Source organism: Anaerobranca gottschalkii DSM 13577 (genome assembly GCF_900111575.1).
GTDB classification, from domain to species: domain Bacteria; phylum Bacillota; class Proteinivoracia; order Proteinivoracales; family Proteinivoracaceae; genus Anaerobranca; species Anaerobranca gottschalkii.
Genome location: NZ_FOIF01000001.1, coordinates 26,881 through 44,569 on the forward strand (window position 1 = coordinate 26,881; position 17,689 = coordinate 44,569).

Annotated in this window: 22 protein-coding genes; all 22 read right to left on the minus strand. The window is 35.3% G+C overall.

Going from position 1 to position 17,689, the window contains the following annotated elements; all coding sequences use genetic code 11:
• Nucleotides 1-82: 82 nt before the first annotated feature.
• Nucleotides 83-1,252, minus strand: a complete 1,170-nt coding sequence (gene iadA, locus BMX60_RS00155; protein ID WP_091347629.1) for a beta-aspartyl-peptidase — start codon at nucleotides 1,250-1,252, stop codon at nucleotides 83-85.
• 86 nt (nucleotides 1,253-1,338) lie between these two features.
• A complete protein-coding gene (locus tag BMX60_RS00160; RefSeq protein WP_091347630.1) occupies nucleotides 1,339-2,316 on the minus strand; it encodes an acyl-CoA dehydratase activase in 978 nt (325 codons plus the stop codon).
• Nucleotides 2,309-3,412, minus strand: a complete 1,104-nt coding sequence (locus BMX60_RS00165; protein WP_091347635.1) for an acyl-CoA dehydratase activase-related protein — start codon at nucleotides 3,410-3,412, stop codon at nucleotides 2,309-2,311. The genes BMX60_RS00160 and BMX60_RS00165 overlap by 8 nt, the downstream gene beginning before the upstream one ends.
• Nucleotides 3,403-4,368, minus strand: a complete 966-nt coding sequence (locus BMX60_RS00170; protein WP_091347640.1) for an acyl-CoA dehydratase activase-related protein — start codon at nucleotides 4,366-4,368, stop codon at nucleotides 3,403-3,405. Before BMX60_RS00170 ends, BMX60_RS00165 begins: the two co-directional genes overlap by 10 nt.
• A 13-nt stretch (nucleotides 4,369-4,381) precedes the next feature.
• Nucleotides 4,382-5,848: a spore germination protein gene (locus BMX60_RS00175; protein WP_207648364.1), complete on the minus strand. Its 1,467-nt coding sequence runs from the start codon at nucleotides 5,846-5,848 to the stop codon at nucleotides 4,382-4,384.
• A gap of 13 nt (nucleotides 5,849-5,861) precedes the next feature.
• A complete protein-coding gene (spoVAEA, locus tag BMX60_RS00180) occupies nucleotides 5,862-6,422 on the minus strand; it encodes a stage V sporulation protein SpoVABEA (protein WP_091347643.1) in 561 nt (186 codons plus the stop codon).
• 5 nt (nucleotides 6,423-6,427) lie between these two features.
• Nucleotides 6,428-6,820 carry a hypothetical protein gene (locus BMX60_RS00185; protein WP_091347647.1) on the minus strand — a complete coding sequence of 131 codons (393 nt, stop codon included), beginning with the start codon at nucleotides 6,818-6,820 and terminating at the stop codon, nucleotides 6,428-6,430.
• Nucleotides 6,821-6,822: 2 nt separating this feature from the next.
• Nucleotides 6,823-7,176 (minus strand): stage V sporulation protein AE, encoded by a 354-nt coding sequence (gene spoVAE / locus BMX60_RS00190; RefSeq protein ID WP_207648365.1) that lies wholly within the window; start codon nucleotides 7,174-7,176, stop codon nucleotides 6,823-6,825.
• 20 nt (nucleotides 7,177-7,196) lie between these two features.
• Nucleotides 7,197-8,195, minus strand: coding sequence for a stage V sporulation protein AD (gene spoVAD / locus BMX60_RS00195; protein ID WP_423230149.1), 999 nt, complete (start codon nucleotides 8,193-8,195; stop codon nucleotides 7,197-7,199).
• A gap of 8 nt (nucleotides 8,196-8,203) precedes the next feature.
• Entirely contained in the window at nucleotides 8,204-8,671 is a 468-nt protein-coding gene (gene spoVAC, locus BMX60_RS00200; protein WP_091347657.1) for a stage V sporulation protein AC, read from the minus strand.
• A gap of 93 nt (nucleotides 8,672-8,764) precedes the next feature.
• Complete coding sequence (locus BMX60_RS00205; protein ID WP_091347660.1) at nucleotides 8,765-8,965, minus strand: dodecin family protein; 201 nt, start codon at nucleotides 8,963-8,965, stop codon at nucleotides 8,765-8,767.
• Between the two features lie 68 nt (nucleotides 8,966-9,033).
• Nucleotides 9,034-9,189 (minus strand): hypothetical protein, encoded by a 156-nt coding sequence (locus tag BMX60_RS11950; RefSeq protein WP_177159617.1) that lies wholly within the window; start codon nucleotides 9,187-9,189, stop codon nucleotides 9,034-9,036.
• 177 nt (nucleotides 9,190-9,366) lie between these two features.
• Nucleotides 9,367-10,125 (minus strand): sigma-70 family RNA polymerase sigma factor, encoded by a 759-nt coding sequence (locus tag BMX60_RS00210; RefSeq protein ID WP_091347661.1) that lies wholly within the window; start codon nucleotides 10,123-10,125, stop codon nucleotides 9,367-9,369.
• Between the two features lie 10 nt (nucleotides 10,126-10,135).
• Nucleotides 10,136-10,570, minus strand: coding sequence for an anti-sigma F factor (gene spoIIAB / locus BMX60_RS00215; RefSeq protein ID WP_091347664.1), 435 nt, complete (start codon nucleotides 10,568-10,570; stop codon nucleotides 10,136-10,138).
• Nucleotides 10,567-10,914 (minus strand): STAS domain-containing protein, encoded by a 348-nt coding sequence (locus BMX60_RS00220; protein WP_091347665.1) that lies wholly within the window; start codon nucleotides 10,912-10,914, stop codon nucleotides 10,567-10,569. The genes spoIIAB and BMX60_RS00220 overlap by 4 nt, the downstream gene beginning before the upstream one ends.
• Nucleotides 10,915-11,067: 153 nt before the next feature.
• Nucleotides 11,068-12,213: a D-alanyl-D-alanine carboxypeptidase family protein gene (locus BMX60_RS00225; protein ID WP_091347668.1), complete on the minus strand. Its 1,146-nt coding sequence runs from the start codon at nucleotides 12,211-12,213 to the stop codon at nucleotides 11,068-11,070.
• A gap of 88 nt (nucleotides 12,214-12,301) precedes the next feature.
• A complete protein-coding gene (locus tag BMX60_RS00230; protein ID WP_091347669.1) occupies nucleotides 12,302-13,627 on the minus strand; it encodes a pyrimidine-nucleoside phosphorylase in 1,326 nt (441 codons plus the stop codon).
• Entirely contained in the window at nucleotides 13,628-14,452 is an 825-nt protein-coding gene (locus BMX60_RS00235) for a purine-nucleoside phosphorylase (RefSeq protein ID WP_091347672.1), read from the minus strand.
• 13 nt (nucleotides 14,453-14,465) lie between these two features.
• Nucleotides 14,466-15,275 carry a purine-nucleoside phosphorylase gene (locus BMX60_RS00240; protein ID WP_091347991.1) on the minus strand — a complete coding sequence of 270 codons (810 nt, stop codon included), beginning with the start codon at nucleotides 15,273-15,275 and terminating at the stop codon, nucleotides 14,466-14,468.
• A gap of 27 nt (nucleotides 15,276-15,302) precedes the next feature.
• Entirely contained in the window at nucleotides 15,303-16,454 is a 1,152-nt protein-coding gene (locus tag BMX60_RS00245) for a phosphopentomutase (RefSeq protein ID WP_091347675.1), read from the minus strand.
• A 53-nt stretch (nucleotides 16,455-16,507) separates the two neighbouring features.
• On the minus strand, nucleotides 16,508-17,395 hold the full coding sequence (gene xerD / locus BMX60_RS00250) for a site-specific tyrosine recombinase XerD (protein WP_091347679.1): 888 nt from the start codon (nucleotides 17,393-17,395) through the stop codon (nucleotides 16,508-16,510).
• Nucleotides 17,396-17,459: 64 nt separating this feature from the next.
• Nucleotides 17,460-17,651 carry a hypothetical protein gene (locus BMX60_RS00255; RefSeq protein WP_091347681.1) on the minus strand — a complete coding sequence of 64 codons (192 nt, stop codon included), beginning with the start codon at nucleotides 17,649-17,651 and terminating at the stop codon, nucleotides 17,460-17,462.
• Nucleotides 17,652-17,689 lie beyond the last annotated feature (38 nt).

Below are 17,689 nucleotides of genomic sequence, written 5' to 3' on the forward strand. Positions count from 1 at the left end.
TAAGCCCCTCCCCTATTTCCTGTCCTATTCATAAAATTATAACATAAATAGGGCTTCTTCTACAAGAAACCCTATTTCAAAATTATTCAAATGTTCCTATTACTTTAATTTCCTTGTTCTCTACCATTACTTTCCCTAATGCTATAACTGAATCTATTTCCAAAGTTTCTTTATCTAATAATACTAAATCTGCATCATAATTTTCTTTTATAAACCCTTTATGTTTAAGCTTTAATATTTTCGCAGGATTAGCTGTTATTACTTTAATAGCCGTTTCTAAAGGTATTCCTTCTTCTAAAACAGCTTCCCTTACTGCCTTATAAAGGCTAGTTACTTTACCTACCTGTAACCCTTTTAATTCACCTTTTTCATTAAAAAGTGGTAAACTTCCTTGTCCATCGGAACTAAAAGCAATGTTTTCCACCTTAACACCTGCCGCCAACATCTCCTTTAATCCTTTACTACATTTAATTTCCCCTTCCTCTAAAAACTTTTCAGTAGTAGATGTAGTAAAGTCAACATAACCACCCTTTAACGCATATTCGATTCCTTTTTTAAATAAAAAAGAATTTCTATTGATGTGGGTAGGCAAAAATTGACTGATAGGTATTTCTGTTTCCGCTGCTACTTTTTCCAAAAAATCAATGGTCCTATCTCCATCTCCTAAATGGATATTTAATATACCAGCTTTTCCAGAGAGAATTCCTCCTAATCTAGCAACAGCCACCAACTTTATGAATTCCTCTAAGGTTGGTTGAGAAGAGCGATGGTCAGAGAGGGCAACTTCCCCTACCCCAATTACCTTATCAACTATAATTAAGTCATCCTCTACTTTACCTGTTATTGTCTTTATAGGTATATGATAAGAACCGGTATAGATATAAGTAGTGATACCCTCTTCTTCTAAACCTTTTGCTTTTGCTAATAAATTTAACATACTTCTGGTGGTACCATCGGTACCTAAGCAGCCAACAACCGTTGTAACTCCACCGGCAACAATTTGGGATAATTGTATTTCAGGGGTTCTGGTTTTAAAACCCCCTTCCCCTCCTCCACCGGCTATATGAACATGGGAATCAATAAAACCAGGTACTACAATTTTACCAGTAGCATCGATGACCTCTTCAGCCAACTTTTCTGGTACAGGAATATCATCTTCAATATATGCAATTTTATCATTGGCAATTAAAATATCCTTTTTACCTGAGTACTTTGGACAATAAATTTCAGCATTTTTTATTAATTTTAACATGTCCTTTGCCCCTTTCTTTAATGTCAAACAATTAGATTCTTTATAAATATAATCCCCAGGTGGACTGGGGATTATAAAAGAATAATTTATGAGCTAAGGACTAGATATTGTGTACCTTCTCCATACTTACCACACCGATCACCCCAGGTCCCTGCTACACTTCCATTGCGATACAGTTTTACCACTTCACAACCATTACCACAATCATTACAAATAAAAGAAGTAGGTTTAAAGTCATCTTCAACTGTGCTAAAGCCTCGAAAATTAGACACACTATCTTTAGCTTTAAGCTCTTTAGCTAATATAGCACTTCCATAAGCACCCATAACATCAAAATGTTCAGGAATAATGATCTGTGTTTTCAGTTCTTTTTCAAAGGCTTTAACTATCCCTGGATTGGCGGCAACTCCCCCTTGGAACATTATAGGAGAAAGGATTTCTTTTCCTTTAGCTAAATTATTTAAATAATTTCTTACTAAAGCGGTACATAGTCCAGCAAGGATATCTGTAATATCATTACCCATTTGTTGTTTATGGATCATATCAGATTCAGCAAACACTGAGCATCTTCCAGCAATTCTCAGTTCAACTTTTGATTTTAATGCCAGCTGACCAAACTCTTCAATTTTTATTCCCAACCTAGCTGCTTGTTGATCTAAAAATGAACCAGTACCTGCTGCACATACACTATTCATGGCAAAATCAGTAACAATACCATCCCGTAAAATGATAATTTTTGAGTCTTGACCCCCTATTTCCAAAACAGTTTTAACATCTTTATTGTATGTTAAACTGGCCATAGCATGGGCGGTGATTTCATTTTTCACCACATCTGCCCCCACCATTTCAGCAGCTAATCTTCTACCACTTCCAGTAGTACCTACTCCCACAATCCTTTTACCTTCACATAAAGGTCTTATCTTCTCTAAACCTTGTTTAACCGCTTGAATAGGCCTTCCATGGGTCCGAATATATTCCTTTGCAATAACTTTATTTTCTTCATCCATCAACACTATATTGGTAGAAACAGAGCCTACATCTATCCCTAAATAAAGATTATCCATAAACCACCTTACCCTCCTTTAATCCTTTCCTTTGCATTAACAGGTCTACAAAGGCTTCTAAACGGGTTTGGATCCCCGCTTCACCTGAATGTTCATCTAACGAGAAGGTTATTACAGGTATACCTTTATCACTAGAAATTTTGTGTATTATTCCTTGAGCCATTATTTCCGGTGCACAGGTAAAGGGGTATACTTGAATAACCCCATCATAATTTTCTTCTTTAGCCAATAAGGTATGGGCAACAGTTTCTAAACCGTGTCCTCCGATCATGTGTCCTAAATAATCTTTAGTAATATCTAAATAGCCTTCCTTTCTAGCAAAGGGGTTTAAATCTTTAATAATGTGGACACCAAACCAATCAGCTAAATAGATAGTCCTAGTAACTTCAACACCCATCTTTGATAAACGCTCTTCCATAAAGAAATTAGCATGGGGTTCACAAACCAAATAAATTTCTCCCACTAATTTTACCCGCAAAATTTCTTTATTTTGATCTTGAGGTAATTTTGCAAGCTTATCTAGGTACTTTATAAATAAATCTTCTATCCCTTTTTTATCAGCTAAAGGTAACAACTCTTTCATAAATTCTCTATACAGTTTAAAACTTTGAATTTTTCCCCTTTCCCTAGGAGCAGTTTTTAAAACTTGTTTATGGTATTTATCTAATAGATTTTGTTTGATCAATGCTAAATGGATATAGTAAAAGGTATCTTTCCAGGAAGTTTTCCTTTTTAATTTATTTAATACCTTTATACACCTCTGAAAATCTCTAGCCGGTGGTTCTAAAATATAAGTATCAAATTTATATCCCAATGACTGGAGTATTTGTTGCTGAACATAACCATAATAACCAAATCTACATGGTCCTACTCCACCTGCCATTAAAATAGCATCTGCCCCCCCTTCTAAAGCCTGAATAAAGGTTCCAGTGGTAATTTTAAGGGGAAGGCAAGCAAATTCTGGGGAGTGCTTAACCCCTAAAGCCATGGTTTTTTCCGTTATCGGTTGGGGTAATACTACATCATGACCTAACCATGTTAAAAAACTAGCAATACTGACATATGTGGAATCAAAAAGTGGAAAGGTTATGCCCATAATTTTTTCCTCCTCAAAGATATCAAATCCATAAAAGCCTCTAAACGGGTTACTAACCCTGCTTCCCCAGAATGTTCATCTAAAGTTAAAATCATCAATGGAACTTGATGGTGTTTTTTATGAAACTGTTGGATCAACTCATTGACAAAGGAATCAGGGCCACAACCAAAGGCCGTTACTAAAACCATCCCATCTACATCTTTGTATTTTAATGAATACAAAGCTGCAGCCAATATCTTTTCCCCAAAGGACCAAAAAAGAGGTTTCGGTAAAAACTGTTTACCTAAATTTAACTCTTCTTCAGAATACATTTCAACGGTTTTTACCTTTGCCCTTTTAGTCACTCTATCAAAAATATCTAAACTAATTCCACCATCATAAATATTATAGCCATGGCCAATTAAAGCTATTGTAAATTCCTTTTTCTCTGATTTATTATTTTGGGTCATTATTTCTTTTAAATTTTTACCTTCCTTCAAAAGTTTTTGATTATTCAAATAAGATTTTCTTACCTCTTTTAAAGCATGATCTATTTGATATTTATTAACAGGAAAGTGTTTTGAAATATCCTGAAGACTTTTTCGGAAATTATTAAATCCATTTACGTTTATATCGGGAGAAAAGAAGTTCAGTCTATCTCCAAAATAACTTTTAGCATAGTCAGGTAATCCTAAAAACTTAGGACAAATATATTTTCTCTTTTCAATAGAAATAACCCTAGGCAAAAATACAGTGGATACTTTTTGTTCTTCAAAATATTGTAAATGTCCCATACAAGCCTTTATAGGCAAACAAGCTTCATCAACCGACAGCTCATTACCCTTTTGAATTATTTTTTTGTTTGTAGGGGGAGACAATACTGTCTCTAACCCTAAGTTTTTAAAAAAATAATCTATATAGGGCATAAAGTCATAGTAAAGTAAAGCTCTAGGTATTCCAATAGTAAACTTATTCATTTATAACCTCCATCTATGTTCTATCTTCATCTTTAGGTTTTATAGCAGAAGGCCGGGACTTCGCTATAGGTACAGGCCTTCTAATAATTATTGTCCACAAGGCATTAATATTTAAAGGTATTAAAGGCCATAAATAAGGAACCCCAAAGGACTTTGTGGTCCCAGCAAGGATTAAAAAGATCAATGTTCCTCCAATAACCCCTGGAACTTGGAAAATCGCCGCTAAACAAAGTAAAAATAATCTAAATAACCTTAAGGTATGTCCTAACTCTAAACTAGGAGTAGCAAAGGTTCCTAAAGCAGCTATAGCTAAATATAGTACAACTTCTGGGGTGAGTAACCCTACTTGAATTGCAATATCACCTATCATAAAGGCAGCTATAATACCAAGGGCTGTTGCCAATGGAGAAGGTGTATGTACTGTAGCCATCCGGATCATATCAATCCCTATTTCTGCAATCAATAGCTGGACCCATAGGGGAATATTCCCCACCTTTTCTGGACCGATAAAGGATAAAGAGTCTGGTAAAACTTCTGGCTGATAAGACAGTGCTAACCAAAGGGGTGTAATAAACATTGAAAATAAAACGGCAATAGTTCTAATCCACCTCATATAGGTCCCTACTACCGGTATTTGTCGATATTCTTCTGCATGTTGTAAATGATGGAAAATTGTAGCTGGAGCTATTATAACACTAGGTGATGTATCACAAATAACAACTACATGGCCTTCTAACAAATGTATAGCTGCTACATCTGGTCTTTCAGTATAGCGAACTTGAGGAAAGGGAGAATACCCAGCTTTTACAATAAATTCTTCCAATGACTTTTCAGCCATAGGTAAACCATCAACTTTAATCTTTTCTATACTATCCCGAATTAACTCTACTAAATCTTTATTGGCAACATCTTCAATATAACAGAGGGCAATATCCGTTTTCGATCTAGTACCTACACTCAAATGTTCAATCCTGAGTTGAGGGTCTCTAATCCTTCGTCTAATCAAAGCAGTATTAAAAACCATAGTTTCTACAAAGCCATCCCTAGACCCTCTGGTAACCCTTTCTACATCTGGTTCTTCCGGTCCCCTTGCAGGATATTCCCTTGCATCAATTTCTATCGCTACATTTTCTCCTTCTACTAAGAGAATTAATGCTCCCGATAAAATACTGTCTATACAATCACCAAAGGTATCCTTTTCATCAACTTCAATATATGGGATTTTCGTTTCTATTAGCTTTTTAACAGGATTTAGTACTATTTCTTCCCGTTTTACATTATAAAGGGTTTGCATTATCATCAGCATAACATCATCTTTGGCAAAACCATCGACAAAAAAGAGGGCTACTTTTTTTCCTCCTACAACAAACTCCCTATTTATAACATCAAAACTTATCCCTACCCCTAATTTTTTTTCCAATATCTCTACATTTTTCTCTAAATCCTTTTCTAGTTTCTTTTCCAATAAGTGCTCTTTCAAAGTTATTCACCACCTAAACATGTATGTTATTACGGATTAGGATTTCTTTTAGTGCCTTAACCGTTATAGGTACACCTTTGGAAATATCATCTTTTCCCCCCATTTTTCCAATATCACCGATACCTACGATATGCTTTATACCCAATTTCTCTAAATTCTCCACAGTATCTCCATACAATAAGGGGCTGTCAATCTTTACTCCTTCTTTATCCACTGCCCCTTCTACTATTTCTCCATTATTTAAAACTGAAACTTCAGGATGAACACCTTCTACATAGGGACTGTTAGATGCTACCGCTAAAGCGCCGATAATTTCAATTTGAGGATGTTTACTTAAATATTCTGTTACCTGCTCGCCATTCCCTTGCCCAGCCTCTCCCCTATCATCAACCATCACTACCACTGGTTCACCTTTACTTTCTTGAACCAATTGGGCAATTTCTTCTCCAGTCAGTAAAGTTGGATTACCGGAAGATGATGAAATACATCTTCCCCCAATCTCTTTTACTGCCAATTCAATGGCCTCTTTAGCAACACCATCACCATCGGTAACAATAATTACTTTTTTTTTCACATGGTCTACCCCCTCAATATCCAACGGGTTAATTGAAAAAACAAATTATAAAAGGCTAGTTTGTAAAAAACAACCTGCCACTTTGGGGAAAAGTTCCAGGGAATTAAGTAGTTTATTGATAAATTTCCCTTTGTCCCAGATTTAAATGAAAAGTACTTACTAAGGAAAATCCCTATTATAAAAGGGAAAAAATTCAAAACTTCTAATTGTAAGTTAGGAAAGGATACATAGCTAAAGATTCCCCCAAATTTATAAAAATCATAGGAGTATCCAAGGTATAAAATTATAGATAAAGTCAAAATATCTATAGATAAACTAGCTAATAAAATTCTTTTATAATTAAAAACATCTAGTAATAAAAGGGTTATCAAAATTCCTAGTATGTCCAACTTAAGCATTTTTATCCCTTTGGATTAAAAAATAGAGCAAAAAAGAAGGCGAAAACTATAGCAGCGGTTATTCCAGTGCTAGTCAATTCAAACATTCCCGTCAATACCCCAATTAACCCATTTCTTTTAGCTTCTGCCATAGCCCCTTGGGCTAATGCATTGCCAAAACTAGAAATAGGTAAACTAGCACCAGCCCCTGCAAAATCAATAAGTTTTTCATATAGCCCAAATCCCCCTAAAATTCCCCCTACTACTACAAATCCAGATAATACATGGGCAGGGGTAAGTGGTGTTAAATCTAATAACAATTGACCAATTACACAAATAAATCCTCCAACTAAAAAAGCTGCTAAATATATGTTCATTATAATTCTCCTTTCCTAAATTATTTTTCGATAATTACCCCATGGGCAATTGCCGGAATGTTTTCCCCCTGTTGATATGTTGTAGGACTGTGTAAAGCACCGGTAGCGACAATGATAATTTTTTTATACTGGGGCTGTTTTAAGTAGTAACCCAATGACATAATAGCACAACAAGCACAGCCACTCCCCCCGGAATGGGTATCTTGATTTTTATCATAGATTTCCGCTCCACAGTCAAAGTAAATCTTTGAAATATCTAGGCCCCTATCCTTTAAAAGATCCACTAAAATACTGCTGCCAAATTTACCTAAATCTCCCGTTAACAACAAATCATAATCGCTAGGTTTTGTGTTGGTGTCAAAGAAAATATTAGCTATGGTATCTGCCGCCGCCGGTGCCATAGCTGCCCCCATATTCCACGGATCTTTTATCCCTAAATCCATTACTCTACCAATACTGGCAAATAACACTTTAGGTCCTTGACCTTTGTCTGCTACTACTGCACTTCCTGAACCTGTAACGGTATGTTGAGAATAAGGGGGACGCTGTCCTCCGTATTCTGTAGGAAAGCGATATTGTCTTTCTGCCGCTAAATTATGACTAGATGTTGCTATTAAAGCTTTTTGCACAAAACCTCCGTCTATTAAAAAAGATGCGACCATCAATGACTCGACAAAGGTAGAGCATGCCCCATATAATCCTAAATAGGGGATTCCTAAAGTAGATGCAGTAAAATTAGATGTTATTGTCTGATTTAGTAAATCACCGGCTATAAAAAGGTCTATATCCCTTTCTGTTAAATTAATTTTTTGTAGTGCTAACTTTGCCCCTTCTTCCATCATCTTCCCTTCAGCTTTTTCAAAACTCTTTTGTCCTAAGATAGTATCACTAAAGACCTTATCAAACTCTTTACCATAAGGTCCCTGTCCTTCTTTAGGACCAGCTACTGTGGCACTACTGATAATCACTGGTTTGGAAGGGAAAGAATAGGTGCTTTTACCTATTTTTTTAGTCATTATAATACCTCCTAAAGTATTGCTGAGATTATACCTACAATAAATGCCGTTACTACTCCAAAGACTATGACTGAACCTGCTAAAATAAACATTTTGCTTCCTACTCCTAAAACAAAACCTTCTCTTTTAAACTCTAAAGCGGCACTTACCATGGAGTTGGCAAACCCTGTTACTGGCACAGCGGTTCCCGCTCCAGCAAATTTTCCAATATCGTCAAAAACACCGAGAGCAGTTAAAAGTCCACCGATAAAGATAACTGTAGCTACAGTGGGATTAGATGCTTCTTTCATTGACATATCAAAAAATCTGGCATAAAAACTTTGTATAAACTGTCCAATTAAACATATCGTTCCCCCTACCCAAAAGGCATTAAAAAGATTTTTTAGTAGTGGGGGTTTAGGTTGTTTTTTTTGTACCATCTGACTATATTTTTTTTGTTTAATTTGCTGTTTATTTTTCTTTTGGCTTTCCTTAGACATTAGAATTCCCTCCAAAAAGATGCTAAAAATATTTTCACCGAATAAAGGGGTAAATATACCAAAACCCTCCTACATTAGGAGGGCTTTTAAATTTTATTTAACTTCAAAGGCAACATCTAAATTTGTTTTATACTCTACGATTCTACCGTCCCGCACTACCGCCGTCATTCTTTTAATTTCTACCCCTGTAATATTATCTAAGCTCTCTTCAGCTCTAGATAGTGCCTGGTTTGCAGCATCTTCCCAGGATTTTGGAGAATCTCCTACTAATTCAATTATTTTAACTACTGACATATATCTTGCCTCCTTTATTTTTTTAATATATCCTTTTTTAGCTTACCCATTTTAAAAAAATTTATTTTCTAAGAAAGTATAAAAAAAACTGCATTAACCCTTTTACTTCCTGGAGGTATTTCTTCATCGGAAGGTTTAGGTCTAAAGAAAAATATAGAAAAGGTTGTAATAATAAAAATAACTAATACGAAAAGTAATAAAATTTTATAACGGGTTTTATTCATCTTTAACACCTCAATTTTAATATTCCCAAAAAAATAACAAGATATAATCTAATCTTGTCCTCTAACATCAGTACAATCCATATTAAGAGATATAAAAAATCTTAAAAGTAAAAAAAAAAAGACCAATTTACGGTCTGTAGTTAAGATCTAATTCTATGCTTAGTATTGCTATTAAGTTCACTGATTACCATAAATATTTTTCAATTTATTGATAACCTTTCTTTCAATTCTAGACACATGGACTTGGGAAATATTTAGTGTTTCCGCAATTTTTTGCTGACTTTGTTCTTGAAAATACCTTAAAATTATGACCTTCCGTTCAATACCCGTTAAATTAGACAAAATTTCTTTTAACAACAGTTTTTTATCTAACTCTTCAGTAAAACTATTATCTTCTATATAATCCTTTAAAGTATTACCATTTTCATCACTTATTGACTGTTCTAATGATGTAGGATTTTGTCCAGCCTCCAAAGCCATTACAACTTCTTCAGTGGTTATTCCCAAAGCACTGGCAATTTCACTAACTTTTGCCCCCCGGCCAAGTTCATTACTCAATTTTTCTTCCATTTCCTTTACCGTTTTTGATAAAGCTATCTGTTGCCGACTTATTTTTACAGGGTTATTATCCCGAAAATACATTTTAATTTCACCTAAGATTTTAGGAACTGCATAAGTAGAAAACATGGTATTCATAGAAGGATCAAAGCGGTCTATCGCCTTTAAAAGTCCAATAGCACCAATTTGAAATAAATCATCTTCATCGTAAACCCCTTTATATTTTTCAACTAACTTAGCCACTAACCTTAAGTTATGATTAAATAGTTTCTCCCTAGCCTGTAAATCTCCTTCCTTTACAAGTTGAAATAATTTATTGACCTCATCAGCTTCTAAAGGTGGGTATTGGTTTATTTTATCTTTTATCCTCTCCCACATGATTATCTACCTATTGAGCTTTCAAATTATTGATTTTTTTTCTAAGGGTTATCTGAGTCCCTGCCCCAACTTTAGATATAATTTCTACTTCATCCATAAAACCTTCCATTACTGAAAACCCTAGTCCAGATCTTTCCATCTCTGGTTTTGATGTATATAAAGGTTCCCTTGCCTGTTCTATGTTTTCAATCCCCACCCCTTGATCTATTATATTTACCTCAAATACGTCATCATAAATTTTGGCTTTAATTCTAATTTCTCCAACACCATCGGGATAGCCATGGATAATAGCATTAGTAACCGCTTCAGAAACTGCTGTTTTTAATTCATTTAAATCATTCAAGTCAGGGTCAAGCTGGGAAAAAAAAGCACCTACTACCGCCCTGGCAAAGGATTCATTTTTTGAATAACTAGGTATAATCAATTCCATATAATTCTCCATCATTGACCCTCCTTTAAAAATTTCATCCCTTGAGGTATATCATCAAAAACCTTGATAATTTTGTTTAAACCAGATATTTGAAATATCTTTTTAACAGTATCATTAAGACCTGTTACCACTAACTTACCACCTAATTTATCTAACTCTTTATATCTGCCAAGAATAACTCCAACACCAGAGCTATCCATAAACTTAAGCCCTTTCAAATCTAATATAACCTTTGTTGTAATCTCCTTTTGAATTTCTTTTTGCAAAACTTCCCTAACCTCTACAGCAGTATGATGATCTAATTCCCCTACAAGGGAAGCTATCATAAATTTGTTTTCATACCGAACAACAACTTTCAAATTAATCCCCCCTTATCCTATAAACTCAAATATATTTTTCGCTAAAATTTACCTTATTCCTGCTTAAATTTTAAAAAATTTAAGTTTTTTTCTTTTTCCCTGTTAAAAAATAAGATTTACCCAAAACTTAGGTAAATCTTAGATTCACTTAAATTATTTAACCTTTTCCAACATCTTAAAAAACAACCGCCCCATCAAAGTAAAGGTTCCTGCTTTTTCCACATCTTCATCAACTATTAGATCAACGGTTTTAATTACTTCATCACCCTTTAAGACCTCTATATTACCTACAACTTGCCCTTTAGTCAAAGGTGCTGCTAATTTTTTAGGTAAGTTAACCCTATGGGTAATATCTTCTTTAGCTTTTTTATCTAAAAGAACCGATACATTATCTTTGGTAATTACATCTATCCTTTCCTTTACTCCTTTATCTACTACTAAATTATCTATCACATCACCTTTTTTGTTTATATGCACAGTTTTATATGAACCAAAACCTAAATTTAAAAGTTGTGAAACTTCTTTTAATCTGACATCTGGATTAGGTGCTTTCATGATAACGGCAATAAAACGGGTATCATCTCTCTTTGCAGTTGCAGAAAGACAATAACCGGCTTCTGTAGTCCAACCAGTCTTTAAACCATCGGCACCAGGATAGTTCCGTAAAAATTTCATATTTGTATTGGACAAATAAACTCTACCTAAAAAATTGGTATCCCATTGGATCGTTGTCCACTGATAAATGATCTCATGTTTGAGAAGTTCTCTAGACATTAACGCTATATCATAGGCAGAACCGACATTTCCTCCACCTTCAACAGGTAAACCTGAGGAATTTACAAATTTTGTGTTCTTCATCCCTAACTCTTCTGCCCGTTTATTCATAGCTTCAATAAACCCTTCATAACTACCGCCAATGTGTTCTGCTATCACTACCGAAGCATCATTTGCAGATCCTACAGCCACTGCTATTAAAGCATCCCTTAAAGAAATTTGTTCTCCCTGCTCAAGGAAAATTTGGGTTCCACCCATTTCTTTAGCCCTTTGGCTAGTAGTTAACATATCATCTAAACTAACCTTCCCTTGCTCTACTGCTTCAAGGGCTAACAACATTGTCATGATTTTACTGACACTAGCCATAGGTAAAGGTTCATGGGCATTTTTTTCAAAAATTACAGTGCCTGTAGACTGTTCCATCAACAGGGCAGCATGGCTCTCTAACTCCAAAGAACTAACCCTTTGAACAGGGAATACAAAGAAAAATGTTAAGATTATCAAGATAGAAATGCACCTTTTCACAAAAAAACCTCCTATCGGTTAAAATCTACAGTCAAATTACAACTATAGATTTCCCAATATTTGTGAAAATAATGCATTGATTTAGTTTCTAAAATTTCCTTATACCTTCTTCTGTTACTATACCGTAAATTAAAGGGATTGGTTGAGTTTTTTCCTGGGAAATTACAATTTTATTTAGTACTTCTCCTACTAACTGTTCTCCCTTTACCCTGTCATTGACATACATAGTAGCTATAACTTCCCCTTGTTCTACAAAGTCTCCTACTTTTTTGTTGATGATAAGGCCAACACCATAATCTATTTTATCTTCTTTTTTAGCCCTACCTGCCCCTAAAATCATCGCTAATGTTCCTAATCCCTCTGCATTGATTTTTTGGACATAGCCAGAAGTAGGACTTTTAACTTCAATTTGCTCTTTAGCCAATGGCAACAAAGAATAATCATCTATAACTCTAGGATCTCCCCCTTGAGAAGAGATAAACTCCCTAAATTTCTCCAATGCTTTACCATTAGCTATTACTTCATTTAGAAGTTTCTTTGCTTCTTCTTCATTTTCACAAATTTTAGCTATTAACAACATCTGAGCTGCTAATTCAATACATAAATCCAATAAATCTTTAGGACCTCTACCTTTTAATGTTTCAATAGCTTCAATCACTTCAAGGGAATTACCAATAGCATTTCCTAATGGCTGGTTCATATCAGTAATAAAGGCCACTGTTTCCCGTCCTAAATGGCTTCCTATACTAACCATCTCTTTTGCTAAGGAGAAGGAATCATCTAAAGTTTTCATAAAAGCTCCATCCCCTGTTTTAACATCTAAAACAATGCCATCGGCACCAGCTGCCAACTTTTTACTCATAATAGAGCTGGCAATTAGGGGAATACTGTCTACCGTTGCAGTAACGTCCCTTAAACTGTAGAGCTTACCATCGGCAGGGGCAAGCTTTGCCGTTTGGCCCATAACCGCCACTTTAGTTTTGTTAACTTTTTCGATGAACTCTTCTTTGGTTAAATCAATACGGAATCCAGGGATAGATTCTAATTTATCTAAAGTTCCACCAGTATGTCCAAGTCCCCTACCAGACATCTTAGCTACCGGAGCACCACAGGCAGCGACTAAAGGTCCTAATACAAGGGTAGTAGTATCCCCAACTCCCCCTGTACTGTGTTTATCAACTTTAATTCCTTCTATTTCGTTTAAATCAATAGTCTCACCGGAATTTATAATACTATTTGTCAAATATGCTGTTTCCTGTGAAGTCATCCCTTGGAAAAACACTGCCATAGCAAAGGCGGACATTTGATAATCGGGAATATCCCCTTTAGTATACCCTTGGATCAAAAAGTCAATTTCCCTTTCTGTCAGTTCCTTACCTTGCCGTTTCTTTAAAATTAAATCAACAGCCCTCATTTACACTGTCACCTCTTTTAACCATCCTTTAACTAGTTTAATAAACTTAGGACGGGTTTGATTAGCAATTTTCACTACCTGTTCGTGGGTTAATGGCTCTAAATGGTCTGGAATTGCCATATCTGTGATACAAGAAATACCTAAGACCTTTATCCCTAAATAATTTGCTACAATAACCTCTGGAACCGTTGACATTCCCACTGTATCTCCCCCTAAAGTGATAAGCATTCTAAGTTCTGCTGGAGTACAATAGGAAGGCCCAGTTACCGGTGCATAAACACCTTTTTGTACTTTAATATTTAGCTCATCGGCCACTCTCTCAGCAATGGCAATAAATTCCCTGTTGTAAGCTTGTGACATATCGGGAAATCTAGGTCCTAATTCTTCGTAATTAGGTCCTATTAACGGATTGGTAAAATAGGTGTTGATATGATCTGTAATTAACATTAAATCCCCTGGAGCAAATTTTTTGTTTAACCCACCACAGGCATTGGTAACAACCAAAGCTTTAATTCCTAAGGCATGCATTACATAAACAGGGAAGGTTACTTCTTGTAAAGAATAACCTTCATAGTAGTGGAACCTTCCTTGCATTGCCACCACCCTTTTCCCTTCTAACTTCCCAATAACTAACCTACCAGCATGGCCACTAACGGTAGATTTGGGGAAATGGGGGATCTCTTCATAAGGAACTGCTACACTCTCTTCTATTTCGTCAGCTAAAGTTCCTAATCCTGAACCTAAAATTAAACCTATTTCTGGAAGTATATCAACCTTTGATTTAATTACTTCAGCGGCTTCTTTAATTTTTTGAAGTAAGCTCATAATCTACCCCTCCCTATATTTCTTTTACAATATTTTTAACTAATTTAATAAAGTCTTCTCTAACCTGTTTGGTCACTTGGATAACTTCACTATGATCTAGCGGCTGATCTAGAATACCTGCTGCCATATTTGTGATACAGGATATTCCCAAAACCTTTAATCCACAATGGTTAGCAACAATTACTTCTGGTACAGTTGACATACCAACAGCATCTCCACCGATGGTTCTAACCATTTTTATTTCTTGAGGAGTTTCATAATTGGGACCTGAAAAACCCACATAAACCCCTTCAGCCAAGTTTATACCTAAATCTTTAGCTACCTTTTTGGCTATTTCCCCCAACCCTTTATTATATGCCATTGACATATCGGGAAATCTCTCCCCTAATTCATCTAAATTAGGACCTATTAGGGGATTACTGCCTGTTAAATTTATATGATCGGTAATTAACATCAATTGTCCTACATTAAATTCTTTATTTACTCCCCCTGCGGCATTTGTTACTAAAAGTTTTTCAACACCTAATAATTTCATTACCCTTACCGGAAATGTAACTTCTATTTGGCTGTATCCTTCGTAATAGTGGAACCTTCCTTGCATTGCTACTACAGGTTTCCCTTGTAGATAGCCGAAAACCAAATTTCCTGCATGACCAGATACGGTGGAAACAGGGAAATTAGGTATTTCTTCATAGGGAATTTTCACAGCTTTTTCTATTTCCTCTGCTAAAATCCCTAAACCAGATCCTAAAATCATACCAATCTCTGGTTGAATTGCAACCCTTTCCTTAATATAACTAACCGTTTGATCCAGTTTTTCCATTATATTCTCCACTAAAATCCCTCCCTTTTAAATCAAGCTTTTACCGTTATATTGATCTTTTAAATTAAAGATTTTAACTAGTGTTGCTGCTACATCGACAAAACTTTCCCTTACACCCAAAGATTGTACCGGTAATTTCTTTCCATATACTAAAACTGGTACATATTCTCTAGTATGGTCAGTACCTGGGTGAGTAGGGTCACAGCCATGGTCAGCGGTAATTATTAATACATCATCTTCTTTTAAATTATCAAGAATTTTCCCTACCATTTGGTCAGTTTCCATTAAAGCTTTTCCATAGCCTTCCACATCATTTCTATGACCATAAAGCATATCAAAGTCTACTAAGTTAGTCATTATCAGCCCTGAGAAATCCCCTTTAAGGGATTCAAGGGTCTTTTCTAATCCGTCTAAATTGGATTTAGATTTTAAACTTCTAGTTATCCCAACTCCCCCATATATATCCCAAATCTTACCTATCGAAAGAACTTCATAACCTTCTTCTTGTAAAGATTGAAGGACAATTTTTCTATCTGGTAGTCGGGAAAAGTCCTTTCTGTTAGTGGTACGGCTGAAGTTTCCTGGCTGACCAACAAAGGGACGGGCAATTACCCTTCCTACACCATGATCTCCAACTAACATTTCCCTAGCTATTTTGCACATCTCATAAAGTTCTTCAAGGGGAATAACTTCTTCATGGGCAGCAATTTGAAAAACACTATCAGCAGATGTATAAACTATCGGGTAGCCGGTTTTAACATGTTCTTCCCCTAAATCTTCAATTATTTGGGTTCCAGAAGCGGGGTAATTTCCTAAAGTTTTTCTGCCAATTTTCCTTTCAAATTCTTCGATTAAATCTTTAGGAAAACCATTTGGATAAGTGGGAAATGGTTTATCTAAAATATATCCCGCTATTTCCCAGTGGCCAGTTGTTGTATCCTTTCCTGGGGACTTTTCAGCCATTTTTCCGTAAGATGCAATGGGACTTTCCGCCGGCTCGACTCCTTTAATAGGGTGAATATTACCTAAACCCATTTTTTGAAGGTTAGGAAGGTTTAAGCCTCCTAAAGATTCGGCAATATTTGCCAAGGTATTTGCACCTTGATCATTGTAAAGATGAGCGTCAGGGAGTGCTCCAATCCCTACACTATCCAATACTAATAAAACAACTCTTTTCATTTACATTACCTCCTTTATTAGTTAGACATCTGACAACTTAAGTAAAAAAAGAATTACCCACGGGGGTGAAATTTTTTATGGATATTTTGAAGTTTTTTCCCGGTAACCTGGGTATAAATTTGGGTAGTTGAGATATCGGCATGACCTAACATTTCCTGGACAGAGCGGAGATCTGCCCCATTTTCTAGTAGATGGGTAGCAAAGGAATGTCTAAAGGTATGGGGAGTTATTTCTGTGTCAATACCTGATTGTTTAGCATATTTCTTAATAATTTTCCAAAACCCCTGTCTAGTTAATGGTCTACCGTGGAAGTTTAAAAAAAGTGTCTTTTGGTAAATATTTTTTACTAGCTTTGGTCTGGATTGTTGTAAATACAATTGAATATAGTGTATTGCCATCTTTCCAAGGGGAACTATCCTTTCCTTAGAACCCTTTCCTTGACATCTTAAAAATCCTAAATCTAAATTGACGTCATCTACTTCTAAACTGATAAGTTCTGATACCCTTAGTCCCGATGCATACAATAGTTCCAACATAGCCCTGTCCCTAATTCCCATTTTATCTGTTTCATCGGGCTGACTTAGTAATTCCTCCACTTCTTCAACTGTAATTATCTTAGGAAGTTTCTTAGATAATTTAGGGGAGTCTAAATCCCTTGCCGGATCTTCTCCTAGAAGATTTTCGGCACTTAAATAGTTAAAAAAAGACCTAATGGCAGCTAGATTTCTAGAAATCGAAGCTGGTGCCATTTTTTCTCCCTGTAATTTTAATAGGTATGTAATTATTTGTTGTCTTTTAACACTGGATAAGTCTGAAAAACCAGTTTCTTTTAGGAAATTGATAAATTTTTTCAAATCCCTTTCGTAACTTAGTACTGTATTTTGGGCCAAACCCCTTTCTACCTTCAAATAGGTTAGATAGTCGGCCAGTAACTTCTCCATTACTATATCCCCTTTTACATGTTTTAATAATATATTTCAATAAAAAAATAGAAATTCCTGCTTTTTATATTCCTATTGAATAAAATTCTTTTAATACTAAAATAACCCTTTCCCAAAGTTTAATATCCCAACCTGTAGAAGCTTTAACTACAACCTCTCCTCCATATAAGTATACCACTAAATTGATAAAAATAGAAAGAGTAGAAATAAAAAACCAAAAAATTTTTATTGGCAGCCTAATAAAAAATATTTTCACATCTATCCCCCCTCCTTCAAAATCTTATGTATATTTTA